Below are 14753 nucleotides of genomic sequence, written 5' to 3'. Positions count from 1 at the left end.
ACACGAAGAACCCCGCTTAACAGCAGCCGTTAAGCGGGGTTCTTCGTGTCGGGTTGAAGTGCCTGACTTCTTGCGTTTCCTCTGAATAGGGTAAGACCTCGACGCGCTACACCACGGCCTGAGCCGCCGCACGTCCGGCTATGCGGCCCGAGAAAAGGCAGCCGCCAAGAAACGTGCCTTCCAAGGCCCGGTAGCCGTGCATGCCGCCCCCACCGAAACCTGCCACTTCTCCGGCCGCGTAGAGGCCCGGTATTGGTTCGCCGTTGGCGCCTAGTACTCGGCCTGAGAGGTCTGTTTCCAATCCGCCCAATGATTTGCGGGTGAGTATGTGCAACCGAACCGCAATGAGCGGCCCCATGGCGGGGTCGAGCAGCTTGTGGGGTTTGGCCGTGCGAATGAGTTTGTCGCCTAAATAGTTGCGCGCCCCACGGATGGCTGTAATCTGCGAATCTTTGCTGAATGGGTTGTCAATTTGCCGGTCGCGGGCCACGATTTCCTGCTCTAGCTGCTTGAAGTCGATGAGGGGCTCCGGGGTTAGCGCGTTCATGCCCCGTACCAAATCAGGCAGGTTCTTTGCGACCACAAAGTCAGCGCCCTTTTGCTTGAAGGCTTCTACCGGAGCGGGCGCCCCTTTGCCAATGGCACGGCCCAAGGTTTGGCGCCAGCTCTTGTTGGTGAGGTCCGGGTTTTGCTCGGAGCCCGAGAGGGCAAATTCGTGCCGAATAATCTTCTGCGTCAGCACAAACCAGCTGTAGTCGTAGCCTGTCTGGCGCAGGTGCTGGAGCGTACCCAAGGTATCGAAGCCAGGAAACAGGGGCACCGGTAGCCGGTTGCCGCGGGCATCGAGCCACAGCGAGGAGGGGCCGGGCAGAATACGGATGCCATGGCGGCTCCAGATAGGGTTCCAGTTATCGAGCCCCTCGGTGTAGTGCCACATGCGGTCCTGATTAATGGAGCTGGCACCAGCAGCTTCGCTGATACCCAGCATCAGGCCATCTACGTGGTCGGGTACACCCGATAGCATGAGCCGGGGCGCCTCGCCCAAACGAGCGGGCCAGTTTTTGCGCACTAAGTCGTGGTTGGCCCCAATGCCGCCCGATGTCACGATAACGGCCTGCGCTCGAAACGCGAAGTTGGCTACCACCAAGCGGGAGCTTTTTTCGCCTCGCAGCACGGCACTCGGCTCCAATACTTCTCCCCGCACGCCGTCGACCACGCCATTGGTTAAGGTTAGCTCGGTAACCCGGTGGCGAAACTTGAAAGTGATTAAGCCCCGCTTCATCGCTTCGCGGACGCGGTGTTCAAACGGAGCCACCACGCCCGTGCCCGTGCCCCAGGCCACGTGAAAGCGCGGCACCGAATTGCCCGGGCCCCTAGCGCCATAGCCGCCCCGTTCGGCCCAGCCCACAACCGGGAAGAGCCGCACGCCCATCTGGTGCAGCCAACTCCGCTTTTCGCCCGCGGCAAAGCCTACGTACGCCTCGGCCCAGCGCCGGGGCCACTTATCTTCGGTGCGGTCGAAGCCCGCGGTGCTGTACCAGTCTTGCAAGGCCAATTCGTAGGAGTCGCGGATGCGGAGGCGGCGCTGCTCGGGGGAATCAACCAGGAACAGGCCACCGAACGACCAGAAGGCCTGGCCGCCCATATTCTGCTCGGGTTCCTGGTCGAGGAGAAGCACGCGTTTGCCGGCATCGGCCAGCTCGGCGGCGGCTACCAGCCCCGCCAAGCCCGCCCCAATAACCAATACGTCAGCCTCGGTTTGCATAAAAATAACTTGAGTTGTACTGGCCCATGCCCGTGGTTGCTGGTGTTGTTTGGGCAAGCAGAAGATAAGAGAATTCAACTGTCCAGCGAAGATACCGGGATGCCTACCAACTCCGAGGAGTTTGAATGGCCGTTTAACCTGGTAATGCCTTGCGTTGGCATGTTCAGCAGCGGATGCGGCTCCTTTAAAAGCGGCTACATAAGCGCCACATGCCACTAGCTGATACGCAGGCCAAGCAATGTACCGAGCAGCTTGAAGCTGAACCCATTTGTGGTTTGAACTTGAACAAGTAATGATCTTACGGATATATGCAATTTTTAATTGGAATACGTATATTGCAGCGCGTTCAAGACCTCTCCCTTTTCCTAGGGAAGTTATCGTTCTTGATAAAGAAGTGCTCCACTTCAAGGCAGACAAGCAGACACACAAACTATTTGCAGTCAGTGGAAAAACTTCAGGTATTGGAAAGCAATAAAGCTTTGGGTAAGGGTAGTCAAGCAGTTTCCCTTTTAAACTTTTATAGTGGTACGAACCCCTAAAAAGAGCCCAAGTATTTCGTATTCTAGTTATTGAAGCGTAATCTGACCAGCATTTGTCAGAGAAGTGCATACGAATGTGCGCTTAGAATTGCCAAACCAACCCTTGCATTTTGAAATCTAAAAACAGCTTCTGGATCTTTTTCGTTGTTTTACTTTGCCTACACGCAATTTTAGTTTTGCGCATCGATTTCTTTCCGTTTGCCGATGTGCCTAGCCACTTAGCGGAAGGGTCAATTTATAGGTATTACAATGAGGCTTCCAACCAATTTAATAAGTATTATACTCTTAACTATTTATTCTATCCAAATACCTTTCATCTCTTATTTTTCTCCTTGCCTGTTTTCCCTGATGTAGAAATTGCTAACAAAGTACTGCATCTGATTTTAGTTATCACGCTTCCTGTATTGGTTCTACTCGTAATCAGAGAGTTACAAGGTAACAAGTGGTTTGCTATTATCGCTTTTATTTTAGTTTATAATTACAACCTGTCGTTTGGTTTCACAGGAAATGCTATAGCCAACAATACAATATTATTGATCCTTTGGCTTTGGTTGAGGACTACCAATAAGAGGTCTAATTATGTAGCGAACATGATTATGATTTCGCTGCTGTTACTGCTAGTATATTTCTCGCATGCCATGGTAGCTTTGTTCTGCATGCTAATGGTTGGATGCTTTTTGCTGTACAGGTATAGGAACGATTTCAAAGCTCTGGTTCTGAACTCGTTTACTTTAGTGCCTTTAGGAGGATTGATTGTTTATTGGTGGTTTTTCCTTCAGAAATCAGCCGAAAATAGCACTGGGTATACTGCTGATGAAACCTCGACCGGGGCGTTTATGAAGGAGTACTACAAGCATGAGTTTCTGCAAACGTTCTTGATCAGAGCAAAATTTATAGTCGCCGATAATGCGCAGCTCTTTAATGGGCCGCTCGGAAAAATAGTTGCTCTTCTGCTGGCTGTCATCATCTTGGTTCCATTTATAATCATTGGTTATAAATACGCAACTGGTAAAAACGACGCGCAGCGTCAAAGCTTGTATCCTATTATCGACGATAAGCTAGTTTATATTTTTATTCTTTTAGGAGTAAGCTTGTTTTGTTACTTTCTGCTGCCTCAGCGTATTCCGGGGCAAGAGCCTTTGTACGAACGGTTTTCTACTATTCTATTGTTCGCTCTTATTTTCATTGGAAGCAAAGCTCCTCAAGTTGATAACAAAGTATTTGCTTACGCAGCAATTTTAGTTGCTTTTGTGCATCTAGTGCTGTGGGGGCAATATTTTATTCAGTTCGACCGAGAGAATAAAGGTTTCTCTGAAGTACTGCCGAAAGACAATACGAAGGTTCTTTCTTACATGAATTATGATCCTTATTACAGAGGAAGAATGATATACGACCACTTTCAAAATTATTTTATAGTAAGGAACCAAGGTATTTCTACCACCAGAATTATCGACTATAGATTCGGGATGATCAGAAGAAAAGAAAGTGGTGGTCTGCCCTACCAAGGCTACATGTATTACAATGAAAGTCCTCGGAAAATAATGCAGAAGTCAGATTATCTGCTGGTGCGGGGCGATATTTCCGCCAAAGACCAAAAGCTTCTCGATTCACTCCACACGTTCAGAGAAGTCAAGAAGGTTAATAAGTGGCATTTGTTGAAAAAGCAGTAGAAGTTGAAAAGCCAGCGCCTCGTTGCACGATTTAGTTGTGCAACGAGGCGCTGGCTTTTCAACTCACTTAGGAAAGTGAACCCAAGCTTTCTGGCCACAACCCGTAATCGTGGTAGGTAGCTATCTGCCAAATAGCAAGTGCTTGCTTTTCTTGGCGAAGCTGTAGAAGTGCGCGGGCAGCTTGTTCAGCCAGTTCATATGAATAACCGACTCAGTCAGGAGCGAGTAATTCGTTTTATAAACTGCTCGGTGCGAGGTAGTTTTATAGATATTGTACTGGAGCCCTACGGCCGACTCGTCGGCCACCGCTCGGTAGGATGCTGTTGCTAGCAAGGGATGAATGGCGAGCGTGTAAGCCAGCGGGCCAGTTAGCCGTAGCACGCCGATGCCACCCGTACCATGCAGCCAGGGCCGGTACTTATCGATGCTGGTGAGCACGGTTTCAACTACCGCTTTCAGGAACGGGTGGCCCGGCGCGGCAATGATGTGCCACTGCTGGTATTCGCCACCGGCCAAGTGCCCAACCTCTTTCGACATGCCAAAGCCCTCATGCGATTCGCCGGGCTTGTTGCGCCAGTGCGACAAGATGTATCGGTCGTTTGGTTGCAGCACCTCGTCGAGGGGCCGCACGCACGTGCTCTTGATGTCCAGATAAACGCCGCCGCATTTATACAGCAGCAGATAACGGAACAAATCGGCCCGGGCGGCGCCATACCGTGGATTTATACGCTCGTAGTACTTGAGGATGGATGGGCCGTAGTTCTCCTGGATAAACTTCTTTATATCGTCGTCGTCGTGGATGATGTGCGTCCAGCCCGGATTTAGCTTCTTCAGGTTGTCGACATTCTGCTGGAGTTCGGCAGGCAAACTCTTCGTCATGAAGGTCTGATGGATGATACGGGGAATAGCCGTGCCTTCTTCTAATTGCACTACATGGGACTTTCTGCCATCGGGTAAGGCAGGAAAGGAAGGAGCTTTTGTCATGATTTATTTAATGCAATGCTGGAAAGGGCAGCCGAGTACTAGCCGACAACAATATTGCGAATCCTGTGCAAAAGACGTAAAAAGATCAAAGAGGTGGTGCTTCTTCCGCCACTACCTACCGGCCTTTCACGCCAGGATACAGCTGCTGCACCGCATCGCTCTGCACAAACTCTTTCGTGCGTATGTTCATCAAACTCAGGTGGCCTCCGTACGCCGCGCCCTGGTCCAGGTTCCAGACGTTGGCGCGTTGAAGGGGCGTTTTGCTTGCCGGCCAGGTGGGCGTGTGGCCAATAAAACACTCCTGGTAAGCAGATGCTTCCAGCCCGTACTGCCACAAAGTGCGCGTCCAAACAAGCTCGTACGGCTCCTGCTCGGCAATAGGAACCGTGGGGTCGTAGCCGGCATGGACGTACAAGTTGCCTTCATCGTCTTCGAAATAGGGCCGTTGCTTGGCAAAGAAATCGTGAAGATGCCGGATAATCTGTTCTGTGGGGCCTAGCAGATAGGCGTTGAAAGTGGCTTTGCCACCTTGCTTGTACCAGATTTGGTTGAGTTGAGAACGAGGCAATTGAGAGGCCAGCCACTCGGCAGTCCACCAGTCGTGGTTGCCTTGCAGCCAGATGCTGTTCGGAATGCCTAGCAGGCGCTCCACGCACTGCGGTGTTTCGGGCCAGCCATCGGCCACGTCGCCCAAGTGAACAAGCCGGTCGAGGCCAGGGCGAAAGGGACTGCGCTCTAATACTTGCTCTAGCGCACGAAAAGCGCCGTGTATGTCACCGAGTACGTAGGTTTCCATGCGCTTATTACGCGTGAACCAACTGTAAAGCCATCGTTCTAAGCTAAAGACTTTGCTAGAGAACAGGCACCGCTGCAGTAAGTATTGCAGCCCGCAGCCCTGCGGCGGGAGTGGGCCAACAGCACTTCAAGGCCATGAATATAAGGCGTAGCGCAACGAGGCAGAGGCTATGGAAATAGCCACCCCATTTCTCGCTGACTGAACTCAACAACTAATTGGCTCGCTTGCCCTACACCACATCTGCCTTGCTGGCGCCGGACGCGAAACACCCCGCGCTTATTCCAACTTATTCAACCCAAGCGCGAGAAGCCTTGTAGGCTGATGCGGCCTTTCGTGTGAGGTTAGCAGAAGAGCCGAGGCTTTATGAAGGTCGGGGCCCGATGTATCCGCCACTGGATTCGTGCTAGGCAGGCAACTTAGCGGACAGGCGCCGCGATAGTACGAGCCCGAAAAAACTCGTCGGTTTTGCGGTTGAACTCGTCGGCGTGTTCTTGGAGGGTGGCGTGGCCGCTGTTGGGGAGTATCCAGAGCCAGGCCCGAGGTAGATTCTGGTAAATGGCCAGTGTGTGCTCGGGCCGAATCACGTCCCGGTCGCCGGCGATGATGAAGGCAGGAGCTTTCAGGCGGGCCAGCGCCGACAGGGGGATGTGCGGATGCCGCCAGTCGAGCAAGAACACTTTCCAGTCGTTTATGCGGCCGGGGTCAGGGAAGGTTTGGGTGCGGCCTTCCTGGTAGCCGCGCTTCATCTGCTGCCACAGCTCCGGCATCAGGGCCGTAGAGTCGGGCCAAAGGTTGGCGCCGGTGGCGGCTAGTCGTTTCACTTTCTGCGGGTGGCGCAGGGCCAGCACCAGGGCCGTAATGCCGCCGTCGCTCCAGCCTAGCACGTACGCCGAATCGAGGCGCAGGTGGGTGAGCAGGGCCGCGCAGTCGTCGGCCAGCATCTCGAAGCTCAGCGAATCGGTGCGGTCCGTGGATTTACCGTGCGCCCGGCTATCCATGGCAATGACGCGGTAGCGCTTGGCGAAGTAGGGAATCGTCTTCGCAAATTCCTTGCTGCTGCCACCGTTGCCGTGCAAGAGCAGCAGGGGCGGACCGGCCCCGTAGGCTTCGTAGTACAGCTTCACGCCGCGCAGGGTGGCGTACTTGCCAGCGGCGGGGTTGTTGCCATACGGTACCGCCTGCCCATGGGCTAGCTGGGTGAATAGCAGAAGCGCAAGAAGCAGAAAGCGAGGCATGGTCAGATGATTTCGTAGCCAGCACTGCCAGCAGACTACAGAAACTTCGTTTTGCCTGCCAATTGAGCAAGTAAAGCGAAGCACTTATTTCTTCTGAAGATACAGTAGAGTCGACTGATTGGAAGGACCGTATTTATCATTAATCAGGAAATAGCCGCCTCGGTAAGCGGCCAGTCCTTCCCAATTGTAGGTCATATACTCCTTGGGCAACTCGAACAAAGGCTTCCAGCTTACCTTGTTGCGCTTGTAGTACACCCTGATGAGCCGGCAATAATTCTGGTACTTGGTGTCTGGCCGGACAAGCCGGGTATTGGGGTCGGTGGGGGCGGGGCGGTACACGCTGTCGTCGGCGCCATTGAAGAAATAGTTGATGGCGGCAAAACGGTTCTTGCCTTCCTGCACCATATCCGTCACGCGGAAAGGTAGCCGCTGCATGGGTATGAGTTGCGGAATATCAGGCATAACGGCCGCGTTGGGTAGTGCGAAGGCGTAATTGTCGTGCGCGAAGTAGTTGTACTCGTACAGCAGCAGCAAGCGTTTGCCGTAGCTCGACATGGCCTCGAACCCGGCATTGTAAATGTGCGCACCGTTGGAGAGGGTAGGCTTGGCTAGCGGCACCAGATAATGAGTGTCCAGGGTAATAGTGGCCTGGCTATCATCAACCGACCCTTTTATCACGTAGCAGTACGGCGAAGACGTGGCGGTTTCAATAGAGAAATACGCCACGTCGTCCAGCACCGTCACAGCCTCCAACCCTTCGTAGTGCTGCCCCGTGCTGTCTATCCGGGCTCGGATCTGCTCCAGGTTTTGGATAACATATTTTTTATAGGCCAGCTCTGCTGACTTCTGAGCTAACTGTGCTTCGACGCTGGCCAGATCCAGGGCGTACATTTTGGCCTCGGCATGCTCCTGCAAGCGGCTCTCAGCTAGCAGCAGCAATTGGTTGTTGCGCAGGTACAGTCCCGAGAGCTGGTTGTTGCGGTCGGCAATTTCTGCGGGCAAGCTGATGGTACGAGCGGTGAAGTCTGGCTTTTGGGCATTGGCTAATGCCGTTTGCAGCACCAGCAGAACCAGGAAAGGCAGGCGTTTGAGGCAGAGCATCTATTGGCGAGAAAAGTATGCAAGCCGAAGCAGAGAAGAAACGGCCCGTAAAGTTCGCCATGGATACGTTGACTCGGTAACTCAGGCTGTAACCGTGCCGCATGTAAAGGCGGGGCGTCAACAAAACAGCACCTATTTTATTTCGGCTAGCGCCTCTTGCGGCGTGAGCACCGGCAGCGTACTGGCTTGGAAGCCTTTCGGGTCACGGGTGATAATAGCCTCGATGGCCGGTACTGCTGTGGCGGTGAAATGCTGCAAGGCGTCTTCGAAATCAGAAAAACCAGCGGCTAGTGCCTGCCGAACCACAATAGCATCTACCGAAACAATCTGCACTAGCTGCGCCAGATTAGCAAGAACGGCAATAGTTTGTTGGTGGGGCCGCGTCTTGCGCCCGAGGTAGTAAGCCGTTGCGAAGGACAAGCTAGCCACATATAATTGCACTTCTCGCCGCTCCGCTAGTTCCAGCAAAGTCGCCGCATCCATCGCAAATGGCGGGCGGTTCAGTAGGAAATCAATCAGCACATTCGTATCCAAAAACCAATGTTTCATTTCAGATACTTGTTGGTAAGGTACTCATCCTTGGCCTGCTCGTAGGTCATTCCCTCCGGTAGTTGCAGCGCGCCAAGCAAAGCCTGTACCCGTGGCGACAAAGGCGGCAGTTTCGTCCGTGCTTTCACCACGTTTTCCAGATAGGTTTCCAGAATATTTTCCAGGCTACGACCAGTCTCGCGGGCGTATGCTTCGGCTTGCTGAGCCACTTCGTCAGGCAAGGTGATGGTAAGTTGAGTCATAGCAGTGGTGGTTAGCTACGGAAGATACGCGGAATTGAGGGCAGAAGTGCCCGACGGTGCGGGAACGGTTTGCCGCTAACGCAGCAGACGAGGTACAACCTTGTCATCAAGGCTTAGCACGGGTTACGCTACGCTAAACTCGCGCTAGTTGGGGCTTCCCGAAGGCAATGTGACAGACTATCCTACGTAGCATAAGCAGTAGTTGGTGCCGTTGCTAATGCCAGCAAAGAAATGCTTTAAATCATGAAATTCTTGAAGTATGTGCTGCTCGTTGCAAGCCCAATCATTGCCAATATTTCTGTTCCAGATGTTAGGATAAATTCCTGCGTGATTCATTTCATCTGGGTTAAATAATTCGAGAAACGACTTCTCTGTTACTGTATCTAAAAAATCAAAAATAGCTTTAACTGCATCAGGAGAATGATAATAAATGCGCGCATTTTCTAACGCTAAAAAACCGTCGCCTTCATTTTCCCAATCAACATTATTATGATCAAACTCCTGCCCTATAAAAGTTGAAGGTTCAAATAGATCAGACAACAAATCAGTAGTTTCTAGGTCACGCCCTTTAGCCAACATATAGCGTAGTCCTTCGAATGTGTAGAAACTCTTAATCTTTCCAGTGTTTCGGGCAGGGACAAAAGACTCAGGATAAGTTTCCAAACGTTGAAAACAGTCATTATCGACACAATACAGAGATGCTGCTTGACTCATATTATAATCGATTAGAAGACGAAAAGTAGCAAAATAGTCGTCGTTGGATGATCTTTCCTCACCCCGCCGTATCGCCGACCTCATCCTCGTCGTCTACCAGCACGCGGGCTAGCTTCTCGATGTTGAGGCTGCGGGCCGAGGCGTCGAATATCTCGCGGTAGGTGCCGCGTAGGTCGTAGAGCTGCTCGTGGGTGCCGCTTTCCACCATGCGGCCCTGTTTCATGACGTAGATGCAGTCGGCGTCCACGATTTGAGCCAGGCTGTGGGAGATGATAATGACGGTGCGGCCCTGCTTGATGGCGTCGAGCGAGTTTTTGATTTGCTCGGTGGCAATGGCATCGAGGGAGGCGGTGGGCTCGTCGAGGAAGATGATGGGCGGGTTTTTTAGGAATAGCCGGGCAATGGCAATGCGCTGCTGCTGCCCGCCCGACAGCTGCTGCGCATCCGACTCGTAGCCTTTCGGCAGCTCCATGATCTGCTCGTGCAGGTAGGCCTGCTTGGCGGCGTGCTTGATCTGGTCGAGGGTGGCGTCCATCACACCGTAGCGGATATTTTCCTCGATGGTGCCTTTGAAGATGTGGTTCTTTTGGAGCACTAGCCCGATTTGCTGGCGCAGGGCGTGGGTATCGTAATCCGCCAGGGGCTTGCCATCGAGTAGCATCTTGCCGTGGTCGGGGGTGTAGAACTTGCAGAGCAGGTTGATGATGGTGCTCTTACCGGCACCGCTCAGGCCGACTAAGGCCGAGGTTTTACCGGCCTCAATGGTTAGGCACACGTCGTAGAGTGCCTGAGTGCCGCTAGGGTAGGTGAAGTCGACGTTGCAGATATCGAAGGTGCCGTGCAGGTGGGTGGGTTGCAGTGGGCCGGTGGGCTCCACGGCATCTTGGGCGTCGAGGATGTCGAAGAAGCCCTCGGAATAAGTGAGGGCGTCGTTCATCTCGTCGTAGATGCGGTGCAGTTGCCGGATGGGCGCCGACACGTTGTTGAAGAGCAGGATGTGGAACATGATGGCTCCGATGGAAATCTGCCGATCAAGCACCAGGTAAGCCGTGAGGATGATGATGAGCACCACGCCAACCTGCTCGGTAAAGGTTTTGAGGCCGTCGAAGAGGAAGTTGGTTTTGCGAGTCTGGAGCTGCGCTTCCTGAAGCTGCTGCTGCACGCCAGCCTGTTTTTGCTGCTCGTAGTCTTCGCGCACGAAGCTTTTGATGACCACTGCCGAGTCAATCAAATTCACCAGGCCCTGGCTTTTGGCCTCACGCAAGCCTCGCAAGGCGCGACGGGTGCCGTTCAGCTTATCGGCCTGCCGGTAGCTGATCCAAAAGTACAGCGGCAGGATACATACCGCCACCAAGCCCACGTACACGTTGGCCGAAAACATAATAATCAGGGCCACTACCGAGTTGGCAAACAGCGGCAGAATGTCGATGAAGAAGTTTTGCACCAGCTTCATCAAGCTCTCCACGCCCCGGTCGATGCGAGTTTGGAGCTTGCCGGTTTGGTTGCCATTGTCGGAGTAGAAGCCGAGCTGGTAGCTCAGAATCTTGCGCACCGCGTCCTGCGAGAGGGTGCTCGACACGTTGATACGGATTTTCTCGCCGTAGAATTTCTGCCCAAACTGGATGAACGTGTTGATGATTTCCTTGCCGAGCAGCAGCCCGCTCACCAGCAGCAGCAAGTCGGCGCCTTGGGCCAGGCCCATGTTGCGGTTCAATAGGTTCTGCACCGTATCCACGGTGTAGCGCAGCACAAACGGATTCACCTGCGCCGCCAACGACCCCACCAGCGTCAGCAGCAACGTGCCAATAACCAGCGGGCGGTAAGGCCGAACATACGGGTAGAGGCGCTTAATAATTTCCCAAAGGCTCATGCGTCAGTAGGGGCTAGTGTGGTGGTCGCCGGTTAGACGAGTGCGAGGGAGGTGGGGTTATTTGGGACATACCTATCAATAAGCCCCACATGAGCCTTCATGTTACTTTCTGTAGAACAATAAATAGTCGGATGCTGTAGAATTCGGGCGTCTGATGCCAGTCAAGCGCGGTCAATTCCTGCGTAGCCTCCGCGTAAATCTTGTTGTCAACCAAAAATTCAAGTTGCGAAATCTGATTGTCTATGCAACAGACGAAAAAGCGAAACCAGTGATACTCTTCTGTCAAAGGCAATGCCTGAATGATGCGCTCTATATGCGTAAATAATTTATCAGGAATCTGTACAGCCTTGCCAGCGCTTGATTTGATGCCATAGTTTCCGCCGTATACTTTCCATTGTTGCGCCCCAATTTGCCACTGCTCGATACTAATCTGCTCCTCTTCTTCAGTGCTTTGAAGGGCGCCGATTAGCACGTGCAAGCTGTTGTGAGCGAAATTCCGCAGATTGCTTTGGGTGGCTGCCTCGGCGGTGTCTCCAATATCGCCAAAGCACTCGATGATGGTGCGGTCTTTAATAGTAACCTGCACATCGAGCCTGGAAGTGATGCCGTTGGGGTACTGTTGCTGCGTGATATGCCCCTGCAGTAGTGCTAACCGCTTGGTCAGCAGTAAAGCTCTCTGTTCTAAAGGAATGATGCCAACCCCGTGTTGAATAAAAAGATCTTGTAAGTAAAAATTGATTTCAGACATAATTATCAAAGGTTTTTACTGACTCTATCCCACCACTGCATAGTGGTTCATTTCCTGGATGCCGGAATAAAACGGCTTCACTAACTGAAAAAACGCCCCGAACTCTGCGCTTTTGCGGAAGCCGTTCAAGTGCCGCTCCACCGACGTCCACTCGATGCGCCAGATGAATAGCTCCGCGTCTTCCTCGCAGTGGTTGAGCTGGTAATTGAGGCAGTCGGGTACGGCGGCCAGTAGCTGATTGGCTTTGCGGATGGCTTCAACGAAAGTTGGCTGCAACTCAGCGGTGATGCGGTAGCGGATGAATTCGATGGTCATTAGTCGTTGAGGTATAGTTGATTGTTTTGGGCGAAACCGGCAACGTCCTTCGCGAAAGTATTGATTCGGCCAACCGTCTGCGCCGGGCAGGCAAGGCACTGCCTGGTCATGGCGCTGGCAATTGTTCTTTGGGGTGCCAGCGCAGTTGCTTTGTAGTTGCGTAAGCCGCTGTAAGCAATACTTTCCACCCACCTTCCGTACCGCTCACCGGTAGAGTCTTTGTCCATGTAAGCAAAGAACTCCTGCGGAAATTTAATGGCATAGGTCAAGGCCGGTTCGCCAGGATATTCGCCTAATGCACCATCGGAAATAGATATAGTGAAGTCTAAGCACCATCTGTAGAAGGGGCGAATCTGACTGTTATCAGTTGTGGCAAGCGCTAATAACTGAGTTGTAGAATCACTATCATTTGGTCTGAAGCGGGAGGTGTAAAGGGCTTTGGCAAGAGGAGAAACTTTCGGATTTCTTAAGTAGAAGGAAGCGGGTTTACCGCCAATTGAATCGGGGAGCGGATACTGCTCTCCGTTGAATCTATCACGCCATACAGGGCCCTTATAAGTAGCCATATAGTCTGCCAGTGGATCAGCATTAGCAGCAACTTTTTTGGCTGAAGTAGCTGATATAGGAGGTGATGTTGCGGTGCTAGTAATTTCTGACTTCTTATGATTGCAGGCGCAAAGGCACAGCAAAAGCAATGCAAATAAATACTTCATAAGGCGTCTAGCGTGGGTAAGCGCTGAGCTTTGTTTCAAGCGAAGACATGGGGGTGTAATAGAAAATAATATATAATGCAGCAGCTCTGTTTTAGCCTGCAACTCACCGCGTGAGCCGGTAAATCATGAGGGCTGCGCGCTGCACGAGCAAGGGAAGCTCGCGGGTGTTAAGCGTTTCGCCAGGAGCGTGGGCGCCTTTGCCCGAGGCGCCTAAACCATCGAGGCAATCCAGGTATTGCGCTACCAACGACACGTCGCCGGCGCCGCGCGAACCAGGGTCGCCGGGCGTTACGGGGCCGAAACCTAAGTCGCGGCTTACTTAGTCGGCCAGGGCGGCGAGCTTCTGATTGCCGGGGGTGGGCGGCATGCCGGGGAGGTTATCGGTGAAGGTTATTTCGGCGCGGGTGTTAGGTAGGTTGCGGGCCACTATTTCGCGCATTTTGGTGCGGGCATCGTCTTTCTGCTTTTCGGTGAGGAAGCGCAGGTCGCCCGCCACGGCTACTTCCGGCGAAATGATATTGGTTTTGCCGGCCACTTCGCCGTGCGCTTTGCTGGCGTCGTACCTCACCTCCGAGCCGCCCACAATCAAACCCGGATTAAAGGTCAGGTACTGCTCCTGGCTTAGTTTCTCGCGAAACTCATTGAGGATGCGCGCCGATTCGAAAATAGCCCCGTAGCCTACATTCGGCTTGAAAATGGTAGATGAGTGACCTGCCTGCCCATACGTCTTGAGCTGCCAGCTGCTGGAGCCCCGCCGTGCCGTTGCCACCGAGTGCAGCCCCGCCGCCGACTCAAAGGCCAGCGCCACGTCCGACTCCTTGGCTTTGGCAATGAAATCGGCGCGACTAGCTTCGCCCTCGCCTTTGCGCTCTTCGTCGCCGGTGAAGTAGGCCGTGATAGTGGTGTTGTCGAGTAGCCCGTTTTGCTGCAGGGCTTGCAGAGCCGCCAGTAGTACCACGTCACCGCCTTTCATGTCGTTGACACCCTGGCCGGTGGCGGTCGAGTCGTTGAGCTGCGTGTACTTGGTGAACGGCATGTCCAACTCAAACACCGTGTCGAGGTGCCCGATCAGGAAAAGCTTCTTGCCTTTCTTGCCCTTGCGCTGCGCCACCAAATGGCCCGCCCGCTGCATGGCCGGGGGCATGGCTACCCATTCGGTTTTAAAGCCAATGGCGTCGAACTCTTTGCGCAGAATAGCGCCTACTTCCTGCACACCCTTCTGGTTGAGGGTGCCGCTGTTGATGTTCACGAGCTGTACCAGCAGCTTCTCGCTCTGCGGCATATTCTGCTTCACCGAAGCAATTATCTTCTGCTCGGTAGCCGTAAGCTTTTGGGCGTTTGCAGTGAAGCCGCACGCCAGCGCGCAGGCAAGGGTAAGTTGTTTTCTCATGAGGTAGGTCGATAGCTATTCCGTAGATTCAACTTACTGGTTTCTTCCTTTGCCTGAAGAAACATAATTTCAAGAAACTATTGAATTGATAGATTTTCGTTGTTCATTAAAGCTCTAGGAAC

General features: G+C 53.0%; 15 protein-coding genes. 1 reads left to right on the top strand and 14 read right to left on the bottom strand.

Going from position 1 to position 14753, the window contains the following annotated elements; genetic code table 11:
- Positions 1-106: 106 nt before the first annotated feature.
- Positions 107-1765 (bottom strand): FAD-binding dehydrogenase, encoded by a 1659-nt coding sequence (locus tag VF639_RS24285; RefSeq protein WP_331148553.1) that lies wholly within the window; start codon positions 1763-1765, stop codon positions 107-109.
- Positions 1766-2414: 649 nt separating this feature from the next.
- Between VF639_RS24285 and VF639_RS24280 the strand changes: the two genes are divergently transcribed.
- The gene (locus VF639_RS24280) at positions 2415-3974 is read left to right on the top strand and encodes a hypothetical protein (protein ID WP_331148552.1); all 1560 of its coding nucleotides are present in this window, start codon (positions 2415-2417) and stop codon (positions 3972-3974) included.
- Between the two features lie 120 nt (positions 3975-4094).
- Here the strand turns inward: VF639_RS24280 and VF639_RS24275 are convergent, their stop codons facing one another.
- The 13 genes from VF639_RS24275 to VF639_RS24215 form a co-directional block, all read right to left on the bottom strand.
- Positions 4095-4958: a glycosyltransferase family 32 protein gene (locus VF639_RS24275; protein WP_331148551.1), complete on the bottom strand. Its 864-nt coding sequence runs from the start codon at positions 4956-4958 to the stop codon at positions 4095-4097.
- Between the two features lie 115 nt (positions 4959-5073).
- The gene (locus VF639_RS24270) at positions 5074-5754 is read right to left on the bottom strand and encodes a metallophosphoesterase (protein WP_331148550.1); all 681 of its coding nucleotides are present in this window, start codon (positions 5752-5754) and stop codon (positions 5074-5076) included.
- 416 nt (positions 5755-6170) lie between these two features.
- Positions 6171-6989, bottom strand: coding sequence for an alpha/beta fold hydrolase (locus tag VF639_RS24265; RefSeq protein WP_331148549.1), 819 nt, complete (start codon positions 6987-6989; stop codon positions 6171-6173).
- An 84-nt stretch (positions 6990-7073) separates the two neighbouring features.
- Entirely contained in the window at positions 7074-8090 is a 1017-nt protein-coding gene (locus tag VF639_RS24260) for a hypothetical protein (protein ID WP_331148548.1), read from the bottom strand.
- A gap of 132 nt (positions 8091-8222) precedes the next feature.
- Positions 8223-8639, bottom strand: a complete 417-nt coding sequence (locus VF639_RS24255) for a type II toxin-antitoxin system VapC family toxin (RefSeq protein ID WP_331148547.1) — start codon at positions 8637-8639, stop codon at positions 8223-8225.
- A complete protein-coding gene (locus VF639_RS24250) occupies positions 8636-8881 on the bottom strand; it encodes a DUF6364 family protein (RefSeq protein WP_331148546.1) in 246 nt (81 codons plus the stop codon). Before VF639_RS24250 ends, VF639_RS24255 begins: the two co-directional genes overlap by 4 nt.
- Positions 8882-9058: 177 nt before the next feature.
- On the bottom strand, positions 9059-9544 hold the full coding sequence (locus VF639_RS24245) for a DUF1877 family protein (protein WP_331148545.1): 486 nt from the start codon (positions 9542-9544) through the stop codon (positions 9059-9061).
- 109 nt (positions 9545-9653) lie between these two features.
- The gene (locus VF639_RS24240) at positions 9654-11465 is read right to left on the bottom strand and encodes an ABC transporter ATP-binding protein (RefSeq protein ID WP_331148544.1); all 1812 of its coding nucleotides are present in this window, start codon (positions 11463-11465) and stop codon (positions 9654-9656) included.
- A 97-nt stretch (positions 11466-11562) separates the two neighbouring features.
- Positions 11563-12213 (bottom strand): DUF6348 family protein, encoded by a 651-nt coding sequence (locus tag VF639_RS24235; protein WP_331148543.1) that lies wholly within the window; start codon positions 12211-12213, stop codon positions 11563-11565.
- 24 nt (positions 12214-12237) lie between these two features.
- Positions 12238-12528 (bottom strand): antibiotic biosynthesis monooxygenase family protein, encoded by a 291-nt coding sequence (locus VF639_RS24230; RefSeq protein WP_331148542.1) that lies wholly within the window; start codon positions 12526-12528, stop codon positions 12238-12240.
- Positions 12528-13241, bottom strand: a complete 714-nt coding sequence (locus tag VF639_RS24225) for a hypothetical protein (protein WP_331148541.1) — start codon at positions 13239-13241, stop codon at positions 12528-12530. Before VF639_RS24225 ends, VF639_RS24230 begins: the two co-directional genes overlap by 1 nt.
- 103 nt (positions 13242-13344) lie before the next feature.
- Positions 13345-13494, bottom strand: a complete 150-nt coding sequence (locus VF639_RS24220) for a hypothetical protein (protein WP_331148540.1) — start codon at positions 13492-13494, stop codon at positions 13345-13347.
- Between the two features lie 66 nt (positions 13495-13560).
- A complete protein-coding gene (locus VF639_RS24215; RefSeq protein WP_331148539.1) occupies positions 13561-14631 on the bottom strand; it encodes a M20/M25/M40 family metallo-hydrolase in 1071 nt (356 codons plus the stop codon).
- Between the last annotated feature and the right edge of the window lie 122 nt (positions 14632-14753).

The organism is Hymenobacter sp. (assembly GCF_036387835.1).
Lineage (GTDB): Bacteria > Bacteroidota > Bacteroidia > Cytophagales > Hymenobacteraceae > Hymenobacter.
This window is presented reverse-complemented; position numbering and strand designations above follow the sequence as displayed.